The sequence below is a fragment of the Candidatus Latescibacter sp. genome (genome assembly GCA_030692375.1).
Taxonomy (GTDB): Bacteria; Latescibacterota; Latescibacteria; order Latescibacterales; family Latescibacteraceae; genus JAUYCD01.
Genome location: JAUYCD010000072.1, coordinates 1 through 15,705, shown reverse-complemented (window position 1 = coordinate 15,705; position 15,705 = coordinate 1). Strand labels below are relative to the sequence as shown.

Genomic DNA, 15,705 nt, shown 5'->3' with positions numbered 1-15,705 from the left:
GCCGAAGAGCGTGACCCCGCATACGAAGTTCAAGGGCCAGGTGTATGTATTGACCAAGGAAGAAGGGGGCCGTCATACGCCGTTTTTCACGGGCTACCGTCCGCAGTTTTACTTCCGGACGACGGATGTGACCGGGATTTTACAATTGCCGGAAGGTATCGAGATGGTGATGCCCGGAGACAATATTCAGATATCCGCTGAACTGATCACCCCCATCGCCATGAACGAGGGGCTGCGCTTCGCCATCCGCGAAGGCGGCCGTACCATCGGCTCCGGTGTGGTCACCCAAATCATTGAATAGGTTGAAAGATGCCCAGGGAATTGATTTATCTGGTTTGCCAGGAATGCAAGCGCCGCAATTACACTGCGGATAAAAACAAGAGGCTCCACCCCGGCAGGGTTGAATACAAGAAGTATTGCAAGTTTGACCACAAGCATACCCTGCATAAAGAAGGACGTTAGCCCCTTTTTTTCAAATGCATGCAGGCCAGTAGTTCAATTGGCAGAGCACCGGTCTCCAAAACCGGGTGTTGGGGGTTCGAGTCCCTCCTGGCCTGCCAGTTACTAAACTGTAAAGTGTCCGATACCGGTCAAAAAAGAAATCAAGAGGTTATAAACGAACGGGCTTACGAAATGGCGAAGTATGTAGAGGAAACAAAAAGATTTTTAAAAGAGGTCAGAGTCGAGATGTCCAAGGTAACGTGGCCGACCTGGCTTGAACTCAGAGGCTCTACTATCCTGGTGATTATTGTCTCTATCTTTTTTGCCGCTTATATAGGAATTTTTGATATCATCATAACCATTATTATCGGGTTTTTCACCGGCGGGAAAATACGATAAGTATAATAGGCTTGTGAAAAAGGTGATTTTTTTACCATTTAGATCCTGAAACGAGTTCAGGATGACGTCATGCCGAACTTGTTTCGGCATCTATCGACTAAACAGTGTTTTTCACAAGCCTTCTAAAAGCGGTAGCGAAAGCTTGAGAGGTTTAAATTCATGAACTGGTATGTTGTCCATACGTTGTCCGGCCATGAAAACAAGGTTAAGACTTATATCGAAACGCAGGCGCCTCTTTCAGGATTGAGCGGTCTTGTTGAAAGAGTGGTAGTGCCTACTGAAGATACGGTCGAAATGAAGGATGGGAAGAAGAGGACTTCCAAGCGCAAGTTCCTTCCCTCCTATGTGTTGATTGAGATGGACCTTACCAATGAAACTCAGTACTTTGTCAGCAATGTTCCGGGAATTACCAGCTTCGTCGGGCCTGGCCGAAGGCCCGAGAGGCTGAAACACTCGGAAGTTGAGAGAATACTGGGTCATATCAGCGCCGGCAAACCCCGTGAGGCGCCGGCGATGAAATATGTCGTTGGCGACAAGGTAAAGGTCATCGACGGCCCCTTCAGTGATTTCTCCGGCACTGTTGAGGAAACGAATCCGCTCAAGAACAAAGTCAAGGTTACCGTGTCGATTTTCGGCCGTCCAACGCCGGTGGAGCTTGACGTCCTGCAGATAGAATTGCTGAAACCTACATAAAAAATAAGGAGAGCAGTATTGGCCAAGAAAGAAGTAGCAACCATTAAGCTTCAGTTACCGGCCGGGCAGGCCAATCCTTCGCCTCCGGTCGGGCCAGCGCTGGGAGCTCATGGTGTGAACATCATGGAGTTCTGCAAATCCTATAACACCAAAACCCAGGCTCAGACGGGAATGATCATTCCGGTGGTAATCACCGTGTACAGCGACCGTTCCTTCACGTATGTAACCAAGACCCCGCCCGCTTCACGGCTTCTTTTGAAGGCTGCCAAGCTTGAAAAGGGATCGAACGTTCCAAACCGTGACAAGGTAGGCAAGGTCAGTATGGCGCAGGTTCGTGAGATTGCGGAGCTTAAAATGAAAGACTTGAATGCGGCGAGTGTCGATACCGCCATGAGCATGGTGATGGGAACGGCGCGCAGCATGGGAATTTTAATAGAATAAACAAATCAAAACCGGATACGGTGAAAAACAATACCGGATTCCAAACTTACGGGAGCACTGAATGAAACGGGGGAAAAGGTACAAGGAGGCGGCCGAAAAGGTTGAACGGACCAGGCATTACCTCCTTGATGAAGGTATTCAGCTTTTGCACCAGCTCCCGAGAGCGAAATTCGACGAGACAGTCGAATGCGCTGTACGGCTGGGAGTGGACCCCAGACACGCTGACCAGATGGTGCGAAGCACGGTAGTATTGCCTCATGGGACCGGTCGCAAGATACGGGTACTTGTTTTTGCCAAGGGCGAGCATGAGCTCACGGCCAGGGAAGCCGGCGCCGATTATATCGGCGCAGAAGACCTTGTGGAAAAAATCCAGGGCGGCTGGCTTGATTTTGATGTTGCGATTGCTACTCCCGATATGATGAAAATAGTGGGGCGTCTGGGAAAAATTCTGGGAGCGCGCGGACTTATGCCCAATCCCAAATCCGGAACGGTTACCTTTGATATCGCGGGCGCGATTCGTGACGCCAAAGCCGGAAAGATCGAATTCAGGGTGGACAAGGCAGGAAACCTTCATGTGCCGTTGGGGAAATTGTCTTTCAGCGATGCACAGATCAGGGAAAACCTGCTCACCTTCATGGATGCGGTAGTGCGGGCCAAGCCTTCAACGGCAAAGGGAACCTATGTCAAGGGCATAACCATCACATCCACGATGAGCCCCGGAATTAAAATCGACAGGACGGCTTTACTCCAGTCGCTTACATGATAGTGATAGACCGCGGGAAGGCTTCGGTTTACGGTGAAGCATTCAGCGATGATAGTGTCTGGTCATATGGGGAGGCAGAATGAATAAAGAAGAAAAAAATACGGTTGTCGGTGAATTTGTCACGGTTTTCGGGTCTCCCGGCGTTTACCTCATGGACTTCAAGGGATTGAATGTCGCCGAGATTACCGAGCTGAGAAAGAAGCTCCGTGAAGCCCGCATCTCTATGAAGGTTGTAAAGAATACCCTCGCCAAGCGTGCGCTCAGGGAAGCCGGAGTAGAGAATTTCGACAGTTTTTTCAGCGGTCCAACGGGAGTGATCTGGTCAAAAGAGGATTCGGTTATCCCCGCGCGGCTGCTTCTGGTGTTTCTGAAAAACCGTGCCCATGGCGCCATAAAGGCAGGTTTGGTGGACGGCTCCGTGGTCAAAGCCGAGCAGATGGAAATTGTCTCCAAGCTACCCACAAAACATGAATTGTATGCCCAGGTGGCTTCAGCTTTGAATGCACCGATGGTGAAGCTGGCCAGGGTTCTCAATGCGTTGCCGACCAAGCTTGTCCGTACGGTGGATGCACTCAGGGAAAAGAAAACCGGAGAGCCGGATTGACGATACCTTTAAGATTTTGAATTTTTAAGTATATAATCCTTATGGCTTCTCAATCCCTTTGCCGGGGATGAGAGGGGCCGCTATCAAAAATAATGGAGGAATACCATGGCAGGGGAAAAAATCGCAAATCTGGTTAATCAGATTGGAGAGTTGACTGTTATAGAGCTTTCCGAGCTCGTCAAAGCCATTGAATCAACATTCGGTGTCGAGGCCGCTGCTCCGGTAATGATGGCGGGTTCTGCGGCCGGTGCTGCTGCGGCTGAAGCTGCGCCGGTTGAGGAACAGACCGAATTCGATGTGATGCTCACCGTAATTGGTGAAAAGAAGATCCAGGTGATCAAGGTGGTTCGCGAGCTGACCGGATTAGGTCTCAAGGAAGCCAAGGATCTGGTGGAAGGTACTCCGAACAAGGTTCTTGAAGCTGTCGAGAAGGCGGCTGCACAATCGGCCAAGGTCAAGCTTGAGGAGCAGGGAGCATCGGTAGATATCAAATAACACTATCTGGATAGGAAATGTACGCACTCGGGCGAACGATAATTGAATTGGTAGTTTGGCCGGTGCTGATATATGTTTGAATTTATAGGCGGGAATCCGGTGTGGAGCGTATAAGAGAATGCTATGCCCGGATTTCCGCTTTTTGTCGAAATTTAAAACTCTAACTTTATCGGGAGCGTGATTATTTTGAGGGACAGAAAAAAAATCGAGAGGCAGTCTTTTGCAAAGATTCCTACGGTTGTTGATATGCCTTATCTTCTCGACCTCCAGATCTCATCATTCAATAATTTCCTGCAATTGGATTTACCGCCGTCCAAACGACGGGAACAAGGGCTGCAAGCTGTATTCAGATCCATCTTCCCTATCTCCGATGTTCATAACACCATGAATCTCGAGTTTGTCGATTACTCGATAGGCGTTACGAAATACTCGAAGGTGGAATGCGTAGATCGGGATATGACCTATGCCGCCCCTCTGAAAGCGACTCTCCGTCTTATTGCCTTTGAAAAGCAGGGCAGCGAACAGGTCGTCAAGGATATTATTTCGCAGCAGGTGTTCCTGGGTGAAATGCCTTTGATGACCGAGGCGGGAACGTTCATCATTAACGGCGCAGAGCGGGTTATAGTCAGCCAGCTTCACCGGTCGCCCGGTGTATTCTTCGGTGAAGAAACTCATCCAAACGGGAAGCTTCTTTTCAGCGCCAGAATCATTCCCTACCGGGGGAGCTGGGTTGAATTCTCCATGGACATCAATGATGTCATGTACGCCCATATAGACCGCAAGAGGAAGTTTCCGGCCACAATGCTTCTCAGAGCGTTCGGGTATTCCGATAATGAAAGCATCTGGCGGCTCTTCTTTGAGACGGAAAAAATGCCCATCGGCAAGGTCGAGCCGGATATGATCTGCATGGAAAAGGTAGTGGATCCGGAGACCGGAGAGGTTGTAACGGAGCCGTGTGATGACCTCACCGAAGAGACTATCGAACGGCTAAAGAACCTGAAGGTTTTTAAACTTGAGGTTCTCAAGTATGACCGGTTGAAAGATTCAACCGTTTTGGAAAATACTTTGAAACGGGACCCGACCAAAAACGAGGAAGAAGCTCTTCAGCGCATCTATTCGCTCCTGCGTCCGGGCGACCCGCCGAATATAGAAACGGCTCGCAATCTTATCGAGCGCATGTTCTTTAACTCCAAGCGCTATAATCTGGGGGATGTGGGACGGTACCGTATGGGGCACCGTTTGAATTCATGGGGCGACCCGGACAATCCCACCGTCCTTACGCGTGAGGATTTTTCTGCGATCATAAAATACATGCTGGGTCTCAGCATAGAAGCGGAAGGCCACTACACCGACGACATCGATCATCTGGGCAACCGGCGGGTGCGGACGGTGGGAGAACTCCTCGCCAACCAGTTCAATGTCGGTCTTTCCAGGTTGGCGCGAACTATCAAGGAGCGGATGAGCCTGCGGGATTCCGAAAAAAAGCTCACGCCGCATGATCTGGTGAATGCCCGTACGGTGTCCACGGTTATCGCGTCGTTCTTCGGGTCAAGCCAGCTAAGCCAGTTCATGGATCAGATCAATCCCCTTTCCGAGCTGACCCACAAGCGGCGTCTCTCGGCTCTCGGCCCCGGCGGTCTTACCCGTGAGCGGGCGGGATTCGAGGTCCGTGACGTGCATCATACCCATTATGGCCGTGTTTGTCCGATTGAAACTCCTGAAGGTCCCAACATCGGTCTGATTTCTTATCTGGCCACGCATGCACGGATCAATGAGTTCGGATTCCTTGAGACTCCCTACCGTAAGTTTCAGGATGGCAAAGTAACTAACATTGTAGAATTTCTGAGCGCCGATGTGGAGGATAAATTCACCATCGCCCAGGCAAACGCTATGCTCAATCCGGACGGGTCCTTTGTTTCCAATATTATCAAAGCACGGAAGCGGGATGATTACCCTCTCGTATCTCCGGAGCAGGTAGACTATATGGATGTTTCTCCGAAACAGCTTGTCGGCGCAGGAGCTTCTCTGATTCCCTTCCTGGAACATGATGACGCCAACCGGGCGCTCATGGGTTCCAACATGCAGCGCCAGGGGGTGCCCCTCCTGAAGCCGCAGGCGCCGCTGGTGGGAACCGGAATGGAACAGAAGGTTGCGATTGATTCCGGCGCCATGATAATTTCCGATGTCAACGGCACGGTGATGCGGGTTTCCGGAGACCGGATAATAGTCAAGATGGATGAATCCGAGGCCACGCCGGAGACGGTGTTTGAAACAACCGATAACGAAAAAGTGCACGATCTTACCAAATTCAAACGCTCCAACCAGGATACCTGCATCTGCCAGCGCCCGCTTGTACGGGTGGGAGACCGGGTCGAGCCGGGCACCATCCTGGCGGACGGGCACGCCACCGAGCGCGGCGACCTGGCGCTCGGCTCCAACGTCCTGGTGGCTTTCATCCCCTGGTATGGGTACAATTTCGAGGACGCCATCGTTATCAGTGAACGGCTCGCAAAGAATGATACCTTCTCCTCCATCCATATCGAAGAATTCGAACTCCAGGTCCGTGATACCAAACGGGGCACTGAAGAGCTCACCAGGGAGCTCCCCAATATCTCCGAGGATGCGGTCAAAGACCTGGACGTGAACGGGGTAATCCGGATGGGCGCCGAAGTCAAAGCCGGCGATATTCTCGTGGGCAAGGTCACCCCGAAGGGAGAGACCGAGCTTTCCCCGGAAGAGCGTCTCCTCAAGGCTATTTTCGGTGAAAAGGCCGGAGAAGTCCGTGATGCTTCTCTGAAGGTTCCGCCCGGAATCGAAGGCGTGGTCATCGATACCCGCATCTTTTCCCGCAAGGAGCGCGATGAGAAGACCCGGCGGGTCGATAAAGACGCCATCGAAAAAATCCGCAGAGAGTTCCAGGAAAAGATCAAAAGGCTCAAAGACCTGCGGACTCAGGAGATGAGCAAGGTTCTCTATTCGGTCAAAGCCGGCTCCGATATTGTAGATACCGATACCGGACAGGTGGTGATCGAGGCCGGGAAAACGTTTACCAAGAAATCCCTTTTGGCAATCGATTATGAAAAGTTCCAGCCGACCGGAACCTGGTCAAGCGATGAGAATATCGAATACCGGGTGGCCAAAGTTCTGACTGCGGCGGGCAATCAGATTGCCCTGCTTGAAGAAAGAGTGGAGCGTGAAATAGAAAAAGTTCAACGTGGCGACGAGCTGTCTCCGGGAATCGCGCAACTTGTCAAAGTACGCGTTGCCCGCAAACGGAAACTTCAGGTGGGCGATAAAATGGCCGGCCGTCACGGTAACAAGGGTGTGGTCGCCAAGATAGTTCCCGAAGAGGATATGCCCTATCTGGAAGACGGAACTCCGGTCGATATCGTGCTGAACCCTCTGGGTGTGCCATCCCGTATGAATCTTGGCCAGATACTGGAAACCCATCTGGGCTGGGCGGGAGAAAAACTGGGTAAATTCTACGAGACCCCGGTTTTTGACGGTGCAACCTGGGATGAAATCCAGGCGGAACTAAAGGCCGCCGGGCTTCCCCTTAACGGCAAGACCAAGGTTTTTGACGGCCGTACCGGTGTACCGTTCGATCGCCCGGTGACGGTGGGCATCATATACATGCTCAAGCTGCTTCATCTGGTCGCCGACAAGATTCACGCCCGGAGCATCGGGCCTTATTCGCTGGTTACCCAGCAGCCTTTGGGCGGCAAGGCCCAGTTCGGCGGTCAGCGCTTCGGCGAGATGGAAGTTTGGGCGCTGGAAGCTTACGGCGCAGCCCATATTCTCCAGGAAATGCTGACAGTCAAGAGCGATGATGTTCTTGGACGGAGCAGGATTTACGAAGCCATTGTCAAAGGCGAGAATCCGCCGGAACCGGGTATTCCCGAGTCATTCAACGTGCTCATCAAAGAGCTCCAGAGTCTCGGGCTTGATTTCCAGCTTCTCAAGGACAATGAAGTGGTAGTATAGCATGATTCAATATTTTCAGCACGAAGCTTTCAGTGTTCAGAGATCAAAAGCAAGGAATAAGACCTGGCATTGTACGCAGAGCGCCGAAAGTCGACAGCCTATATAAGGAGGGATGTTCGTGAACAGCCCCAAACAAACAATACAGGGAAAAACGGAATTTAACGCGATACGCATTCAGCTTGCTTCACCGGAAAGAATCCGCGAATGGTCGTTCGGGGAGGTAACCAAGCCGGAAACCATTAATTACCGGTCATTCAAACCGGAGCGGGACGGCCTTTTCTGCGAGCGGATTTTCGGCCCGGTCAAAGACTGGGAGTGCCAGTGCGGGAAATACAAGCGCATCCGGTACCGCGGAGTGGTATGCGATCGCTGCGGCGTAGAGATCACCCAGGCCAAAGTCCGCCGTGACCGCATGGGACACATCGAGCTCGCGGTTCCTGTGGCTCATATCTGGTATCTCAAAAGCCTGCCTTCCCGGATTTCCTATCTGCTCGACATCAGTGTAAGAAATATCGAGCGGGTGATTTACTATGAAGCATATATTGTCCTCGAACCGGGTAATAGCGACCGGAAAGCCGGGGATCTTTTGACCGAAGAGGAATTAATGGATCTGGAAGACCAGGGAAAAGAATTCAAGGCAGAGATGGGCGCCGGCGCGATCAAGTCGCTCCTCACCCAGATAGATATTGCTGAACTTTCCGCCAGTCTCCGCGCCCAGGTTAAAATAGAAACTTCGGCCCAGCTCAAGCAGGAAGCGCTGAAACGCCTGAAGGTAGTGGAAGCTTTCCGTCAGTCCGCAAACAAACCGCAATGGATGATCATGGGTGTTATCCCGGTTATTCCGCCGGATTTACGGCCACTTGTTCCCCTGGAGGGAGGACGATTCGCCACTTCGGACCTGAATGATCTCTACCGCCGGGTGATCAACCGTAATAACCGTCTTCGAAAGCTCATCGAGATCAAAGCCCCGGATGTGATTCTCCGCAACGAGAAACGGATGCTTCAGGAAGCAGTGGACGCTTTGTTCGACAACGGCCGGCGGACCCGCGCTGTCCGCGGCGACGGCAACCGGGCGCTCAAGAGCCTTTCGGACCTTCTTAAAGGGAAGCAGGGGCGGTTCCGTCAGAATCTCCTGGGCAAGCGGGTCGATTATTCGGGCCGGTCGGTGATTGTGGTGGGACCGGAACTGAAGCTTCATCAGTGCGGGCTTCCCAAATCCATGGCGCTCGAGCTTTTCAAACCGTTCATCATCAGGCGGCTGAACCAGCGTGACGAGCGGACGACCATCAAGCATGCCAAGAAACTGGTCGAGCGCTCTTCTCCGGAGGTGTGGGATATTCTGGAAGAGCTTTGCCAGGATCACTTCGTCCTTTTGAACCGTGCACCCACCCTGCACCGTCTGGGTATTCAGGCGTTTCTTCCGGTTCTCATCGAAGGCAAGGCGCTGCAGCTTCATCCGCTGGTGTGCGCGGCGTTCAACGCGGACTTCGACGGCGACCAGATTGCTGTGCATCTGCCGTTGTCGTTCGAGGCGCAGATCGAGGCTAACGTCCTCATGCTCGCCAGCAATAATATCCTTTCGCCTGCTTCCGGGAAACCCATTGTGGTGGACAAACCCCAGTGTATCGCCCTGGGATGCTACTACCTCACCAAGATGTCCGATGATCCCCGCGGCGAGGGAAGGATTTTTGCCAATGAAGCGGAAGCAAAAATGGCTTTCGAGACGGGACTCATATCCCTCAACACCAAAATGAAAGTGCGGCTTAACGGCAAAGTTTATGAAACGACCGTGGGACGGCTGGTATTCAATAACATCATGCCTGTGGGTTCTCCGTTCCTCAACCGGAATGTCGACGCCGGAACCATGAAGAAGATTGTGGCCGAAACATTCCGCAAGAACGGCCGTCAGGTTACTGTAGATTTCCTGGATGCACTGAAAGACATGGGATTCCGGTATGCCACCTACTCCGGAATCTCGATCGGAATCGAGGATGTGATAATCCCGGATGAAAAACACAAGCTGGTGAAGGAAGCCAATTCGCGGGTAAATGAAATCCGCGAGAAATATGAAAACGGTATCATCTCCGACGGTGAGCGGGCCAACCAGACCATAGACGAGTGGTCGCATACGGCCGCCCGGGTGGCACAGACAGTGTTCGAGACGCTCCGTCAGTCGGAAGGCGGTTTCAACCCGCTCTTCATGATGGCGGACTCGGGAGCGAGAGGGTCTCAGGACCAGATCAAGCAGTTGGCCGGAATGCGCGGACTCATGCAGAAACCGCAGAAGAAAATTACCGGCGGATACGGCGACTTTATCGAGGCGCCCATCACCTCGAACTTCCGTGAAGGGCTCAGTGTGCTTGAGTACTTCATTTCCACCCACGGTTCCCGCAAGGGTCTGGCGGATACGGCGCTCAAAACCGCGGAAGCCGGATACCTCACGAGAAGGCTTGTGGATGTGGCCCAGGACTGCATTGTGATCGAAGAAGACTGCGGGACCTATCACGGGATCGAGATGTCCGCGCTCAAAGAAGGCGAGCAGGTGGTGGAGAAACTCGGCGACCGTCTCTATGGACGCATTCCGCTTGAAGATATTATCGATCCGGAAAGCGGCAAAATCATCTGCCATACCAATGATCTTATCTATGACGAGATGGTGAAGGAGATCAACGATTCCACCCTGGACACCATTCTCATCCGTTCGGTGTTGACCTGTGAATCGCGCCGCGGCATTTGCTCCAAGTGTTACGGGCTGAATCTGGCCAAGATCAAGCTGGTCGATATAGGCGAGGCTGTGGGAGTGATTGCCGCGCAGTCTATCGGCGAACCGGGCACACAGCTCACTCTCCGCACGTTCCATATTGGAGGAGCAGGCGAACGTTTGTCCCAACAGTCCGAGATAACTGTTAAAAAGGGCGGAAAGGTTGTATTCAGCGAGAATCTGTCCTGGGTACGGTACGATGTGCGGATAAAGGTGGTAACCACCCGTAGCGGTGAAATTATCATCGAAGACAAGACCGGCCGGATCATCAATACCTACAAGGTTCCCTACGGTTCCAGGCTCACGGTGAATGACGGGGACTGGATAGAAGATGGCGCAAGCATCTATACCTGGGAGCCGAACCATACCCTTATCGTTACCGACAAGGCGGGCGTCGCCCACTTTGAAAATGTGATCGAAGGTATAACTTTCCGGTTTGAAGTGGATGCGGAAACCGGTCATCGGCAGCGGTTTGTTATCGACCAGCGGAACAGGACCATTACCCCGCACATCGATATTCTCGACAGCGAGGGGAACAAGCTCCGCGCGTACTACCTTTCGGTCGGGTCCCGAATCATGGTGGATGACAGCCAGGCGCTCCGTGCCGGTGAAACGTTGGCCATGATCCAGAACGAGCGGTTTAAAACCCGCGACATTACCAGCGGCCTGCCCCGTGTGGCCGAGCTCTTCGAGGCAAGGAAACCCAAGGACCCGGCGATCATATCCGAAATCGACGGTATTGTCGAGATCGGCGGACTGGTCAGAGGCTCCCGCAAAGTGATGGTCAGGGGTGAGAACGAATTCGTCCGCGAATATCTGATACCTTATGGGAAGCATCTACTGGTATTTGAAGGCGACTATGTGAAAGCAGGAGAACGGTTGACCGAAGGCGCGGTGATTCCTCACGATATTCTGCGCATTAATGGAATTCACCGTGTTCAGGAATACCTCCTGAATGAAATTCAGGAAGTGTACCGTTTGCAGGGAGTGAAGATCAATGATAAGCATATCGAGATCATCGTCCGTCAGATGCTGCAAAAAGTGCAGGTAGTCGACCCGGGCGACACGAACTTCCTGGAAGGCGCCCAGGTGGACAAATTAACGTTCACCGAAGCGAATAACCGGGTAGTGGATGAAGGCGGAGAGCCGGCTACGTTCGAGCCGCTGCTCCTCGGCATAACCAAGGCTTCTCTCTTCACCGAGTCATTCGTTTCTGCGGCATCGTTCCAGGAAACGACCCGTGTTTTGACCGAAGCGGCTATTCAGGGCAAGGTCGATAAGCTCAAGGGACTCAAGGAGAATGTGATTATCGGACACCTTATCCCTGCGGGTACCGGGATGATGAGATACCGCGACATCCGGATGGTTACCCCGGCGGATGAGTTCGATGAGATGCTCGGTATTGAGCGCCCTCCTGAAATCATTACCAAGGAGCTGACAGAAGATGACATTGTTGCGCCGATCAATGACAAAGGGGACGAATAGTTATTTTTCCAGTCCGGGGAAAAAGGGGTTCGGGAAACCGAACCCCAACAAAAAAAATATTGACATTGAAAAGATAAATAAGTATATTTCAAATCTATTACAAAAATGCTCTTAGCAAAAATAGTTTAGTTATTTTCTAACTTGTGGCTGACGGCTGTGTTTATTTGGAGGAATGAAGTGCCGACAATCAATCAGTTGATACGAAAAGGGCGTTCGACTCAGAAAGCCAGGAGTTCGGCTCCGGCTCTGAAATCATGCCCGCAGAAACGGGGCGTCTGTACCCGTGTGTATACGGCCACTCCGAAAAAACCGAACTCCGCTCTCCGTAAGATAGCCCGTGTGAAGCTTTCCAACGGTATCGAAGTGACCGCTTATATACCCGGCGAGGGGCATAATCTTCAGGAGCATTCGATTGTACTTGTGCGCGGAGGCAGGGTGAAGGATTTGCCGGCTGTCCGTTATCACATTGTGCGCGGCACTCTTGATACGGTGGGAGTTGACGGAAGGCGTAAATCCCGCTCCAAGTATGGCGCCAAGCGTCCGAAATCCTAAAGCAAAGGTTTTGTGAATGCCGAGAAGAAGAAAAGTTACCAAAAGACAGCTTTTGCCGGACCCGAAATTCAAAAGTGTTCTTGTGACACGATTCATTAACAACTTGATGAAGGAAGGCAAAAAATCGGTGGCCGAGTCCATTTTTTACGGCGCCATCGAATACATCGAGAACCGGACCGGACAGAACGGGCTCGATGTATTTCAGAAAGCGATTGATAATGTCAAGCCCGTGGTCGAGGTGAAAAGCCGCCGGGTAGGCGGAGCAACCTATCAGGTCCCGGTTGAAATCAGGTCCGAGCGCCGGATGGCCCTTTCGATCCGGTGGCTCATTCAGTATTCGCAGGCTCGCACGGAAAAGACCATGGCTGAGAAACTGGCGATGGAGATGGATGCAGCCTCGAAGAACCAGGGCGCGTCGGTCAAAAAACGCGATGATACTCACAAGATGGCTGAAGCGAATAAGGCTTTTGCTCACTATCGCTGGTAATCAAAGCCAGATTAATACACATCGGATTTGAACTGTAACCGTCCAGGCGGTTATAAGCAAAGGTGAATGACTCGGGAGCGTCATAGTCGCCCGAGTTTTTTTCATCGTAATGAGAATACGGAAGAAAATATGGAACGCGCTTTTCCCCTGAGAGATACAAGAAACATAGGCATCATGGCCCACATTGATGCCGGAAAGACCACCACCACGGAGCGGATACTGTACTATACCGGCAAAGTGCATCGCATGGGTGAAGTGCACGACGGTTCCGCAACGATGGACTGGATGGAGCAGGAGAGGGAGCGCGGTATAACTATCACCTCGGCGGCTACCACCTGTTTCTGGCGTGATACGCTCATCAACATCATCGATACTCCCGGCCATGTGGATTTCACGGCGGAGGTACAGAGGTCTCTCCGGGTGCTGGACGGAGCGATCGGACTTTTCTGTGCGGTGGGCGGAGTTGAGCCGCAGAGCGAAACGGTATGGCGTCAGGCCGACGAATACCGTGTTCCTCGGATTGCGTTTGTCAACAAAATGGACCGTACGGGGGCCGATTTCTACCGGGTCATCAACATGATGCACGAGCGGCTCCGCTCGACGTTCATTCCTATCCAGATACCTATCGGCTCCGGCGACCTGTTCTCCGGTATCATCGATCTCATAGCCAACAAAGCCATTCTCTATGAAGGTGAAGGGGCAAGTCTCACCTTTTTCGAGGAAACGATTCCCGCAGACCTGAAAGATATCGCCCATGAATACCGTGAGAAGATGATCGAGGCGGTTTCCGATTTTGACGATTCGCTCATTGAGCTTTTTCTTAACGAGAAACCCATCAACGAGGAACAGATCCACGCCGCGATCCGTAAAGCCACAATATCCGGCCATATCACTCCGGTCCTTCTCGGCGCGGCTTTCAAGAACAAGGGAATCCGCCATCTCATGGATGCGGTAGTCAATTTTCTCCCCTCCCCTGAAGAAATGGCTTCGGTAATAGGACATCATTCAAAGACCGATAAGATCATCGAGCGCAAACCTTCCGATAAAGAACCGTTCAGCGCCCTGGCTTTCAAGGTGGCCACCGACCCTCATGTCGGGAAGCTGATATTTTTCCGTGTGTATTCCGGAGTGGTGCGCAAGGGAGACATGGTAATCAATTCGACCACCGAGAAAAAAGAGCGGCTGGGCCGGATTCTCCGAATGCACGCCAATAAACGCGAGGATGTCGATTTTGCCATGACCGGAGACATTCTGGCCGCAGTAGGGCTGAAACATACGGTAACCGGCGACACCCTCTGTGATCTGAAAAATCCCATTATACTTGAACGCATGGTTTTCCCCTCCCCTGTAATACACGTTGCGGTAGAACCCAAGACAAAATCCGATCAGGAACAGTTGGACGTTTCGCTTGCCAAGCTTGCGGAAGAAGATCCCACATTCAAGGTAAAGACCGATCCCGAAACCGGCCAGACCATTCTTTCCGGCATGGGAGAGCTTCACCTGGAGATTCTGGTCGAACGCCTGCGCCGTGAGTTCAAAGTACAGGCCAATGTTGGAAAACCCCAGGTCGCATACCGTGAATCGATTACCCATGAGGTAGAGAGCGAGGGCAAGTTTATCCGTCAGAGCGGCGGGCGCGGCCAGTACGGGCATGTTGAAATCATCATCGGGCCGACTGAAAAAGGCGCCGGCATGGTATTTGAAGACAAGATTGTAGGAGGCGCCATTCCGCGGGAATTCATAGGCGCCTGCCGCAAGGGCGCCCAAGATGCCATGAATTCAGGGGTCATAGCCGGATTCCCGATGGTGGATATTCATGTGAAGCTTGTGGACGGCTCCTATCATGAGGTTGATTCTTCGGAGTTGGCGTTCCGTATTGCCACTTCCATAGCGGTTCAGGAAGGAGTCAAGAAAGCGGGGCCGGTGCTCCTTGAACCGATCATGTCGGTTGAGGTAATCACTCCCCAGCAGTATTCCGGAGATATCATGGGCGATTTGAATATGCGGCGCGGCAAAATAGAAAAAATCGAAAACCGTCCGGACGCTCAGATAATCCGGGGGCTGGTGCCTCTCTCCGAGATGTTCGGGTATTCCACCCGGCTGCGTTCGATGAGCCAGGGGCGGGCGATATATACCATGGAATTTCATTCGTATATCCCTGTTTCCCCTAACCTGGCCAGAGAACTGGTAGCGCAGTTCGGAGGGAAGTATCAGGAAGTATGATAGGTACTGATGCAGGGCGTCTGTATGTATAGATGCCTAAACGGTTTCACCGTTCCCGAGAAACAGCAACGGTTTCACCGTTCCCGGGAAACGGCAACGGTTTCATCGTTCCCGCGAAGCGGCAACAAGTTCGGCATGACACGTGTCATCCTGAACTTGTTTCAGGATCTACTTCCGCTATCACATGAAATATTGTCAATAAATACATGCTATATTGTTGAATAAAGGAGGAATCCACATGGCGAAGGAGAAATTTGCGCGGACGAAGCCGCACGTGAATGTAGGGACGATAGGCCACATCGATCATGGGAAGACGACGTTGACGAGCGGGATAACGAATGTGCAGGCGAAGAGGGGATTGGCGCAGCACATGACGT

Annotated in this window: 14 protein-coding genes and 1 tRNA gene; all 15 read left to right on the top strand. The window is 52.2% G+C overall.

The annotated features are described in order from the left end of the window. The coding region (gene tuf / locus Q8O92_04760; GenBank protein MDP2982623.1) for an elongation factor Tu at positions 1 to 301 on the top strand (301 nt) is incomplete at its 5' end. A gap of 8 nt (positions 302 to 309) precedes the next feature. Beyond that, a complete protein-coding gene (rpmG, locus tag Q8O92_04755) occupies positions 310 to 462 on the top strand; it encodes a 50S ribosomal protein L33 (GenBank protein MDP2982622.1) in 153 nt (50 codons plus the stop codon). A 22-nt stretch (positions 463 to 484) separates the two neighbouring features. After that, positions 485 to 560 (top strand) — tRNA-Trp (locus tag Q8O92_04750). A gap of 73 nt (positions 561 to 633) precedes the next feature. Continuing rightward, on the top strand, positions 634 to 840 hold the full coding sequence (secE, locus tag Q8O92_04745; GenBank protein MDP2982621.1) for a preprotein translocase subunit SecE: 207 nt from the start codon (positions 634 to 636) through the stop codon (positions 838 to 840). A gap of 159 nt (positions 841 to 999) precedes the next feature. Further along, positions 1,000 to 1,533 carry a transcription termination/antitermination protein NusG gene (nusG, locus tag Q8O92_04740; GenBank protein ID MDP2982620.1) on the top strand — a complete coding sequence of 178 codons (534 nt, stop codon included), beginning with the start codon at positions 1,000 to 1,002 and terminating at the stop codon, positions 1,531 to 1,533. 18 nt (positions 1,534 to 1,551) lie between these two features. Beyond that, positions 1,552 to 1,974, top strand: coding sequence for a 50S ribosomal protein L11 (gene rplK, locus Q8O92_04735; GenBank protein MDP2982619.1), 423 nt, complete (start codon positions 1,552 to 1,554; stop codon positions 1,972 to 1,974). 61 nt (positions 1,975 to 2,035) lie between these two features. Beyond that, entirely contained in the window at positions 2,036 to 2,737 is a 702-nt protein-coding gene (gene rplA / locus Q8O92_04730) for a 50S ribosomal protein L1 (GenBank protein MDP2982618.1), read from the top strand. A 79-nt stretch (positions 2,738 to 2,816) separates the two neighbouring features. Further along, positions 2,817 to 3,341, top strand: a complete 525-nt coding sequence (gene rplJ, locus Q8O92_04725; GenBank protein ID MDP2982617.1) for a 50S ribosomal protein L10 — start codon at positions 2,817 to 2,819, stop codon at positions 3,339 to 3,341. Between the two features lie 105 nt (positions 3,342 to 3,446). Continuing rightward, entirely contained in the window at positions 3,447 to 3,836 is a 390-nt protein-coding gene (rplL, locus tag Q8O92_04720) for a 50S ribosomal protein L7/L12 (GenBank protein MDP2982616.1), read from the top strand. A 186-nt stretch (positions 3,837 to 4,022) separates the two neighbouring features. Next, positions 4,023 to 7,820 carry a DNA-directed RNA polymerase subunit beta gene (gene rpoB, locus Q8O92_04715; GenBank protein MDP2982615.1) on the top strand — a complete coding sequence of 1,266 codons (3,798 nt, stop codon included), beginning with the start codon at positions 4,023 to 4,025 and terminating at the stop codon, positions 7,818 to 7,820. Between the two features lie 118 nt (positions 7,821 to 7,938). Then, positions 7,939 to 12,066 (top strand): DNA-directed RNA polymerase subunit beta', encoded by a 4,128-nt coding sequence (gene rpoC / locus Q8O92_04710; GenBank protein ID MDP2982614.1) that lies wholly within the window; start codon positions 7,939 to 7,941, stop codon positions 12,064 to 12,066. 177 nt (positions 12,067 to 12,243) lie between these two features. Beyond that, entirely contained in the window at positions 12,244 to 12,618 is a 375-nt protein-coding gene (gene rpsL, locus Q8O92_04705; protein ID MDP2982613.1) for a 30S ribosomal protein S12, read from the top strand. 16 nt (positions 12,619 to 12,634) lie between these two features. Then, complete coding sequence (rpsG, locus tag Q8O92_04700; protein MDP2982612.1) at positions 12,635 to 13,105, top strand: 30S ribosomal protein S7; 471 nt, start codon at positions 12,635 to 12,637, stop codon at positions 13,103 to 13,105. A gap of 129 nt (positions 13,106 to 13,234) precedes the next feature. Further along, the gene (gene fusA / locus Q8O92_04695) at positions 13,235 to 15,328 is read left to right on the top strand and encodes an elongation factor G (GenBank protein ID MDP2982611.1); all 2,094 of its coding nucleotides are present in this window, start codon (positions 13,235 to 13,237) and stop codon (positions 15,326 to 15,328) included. Positions 15,329 to 15,566: 238 nt separating this feature from the next. Next, positions 15,567 to 15,705 (top strand): GTP-binding protein (locus Q8O92_04690; GenBank protein MDP2982610.1); only part of this gene is annotated, 139 nt, incomplete at its 3' end.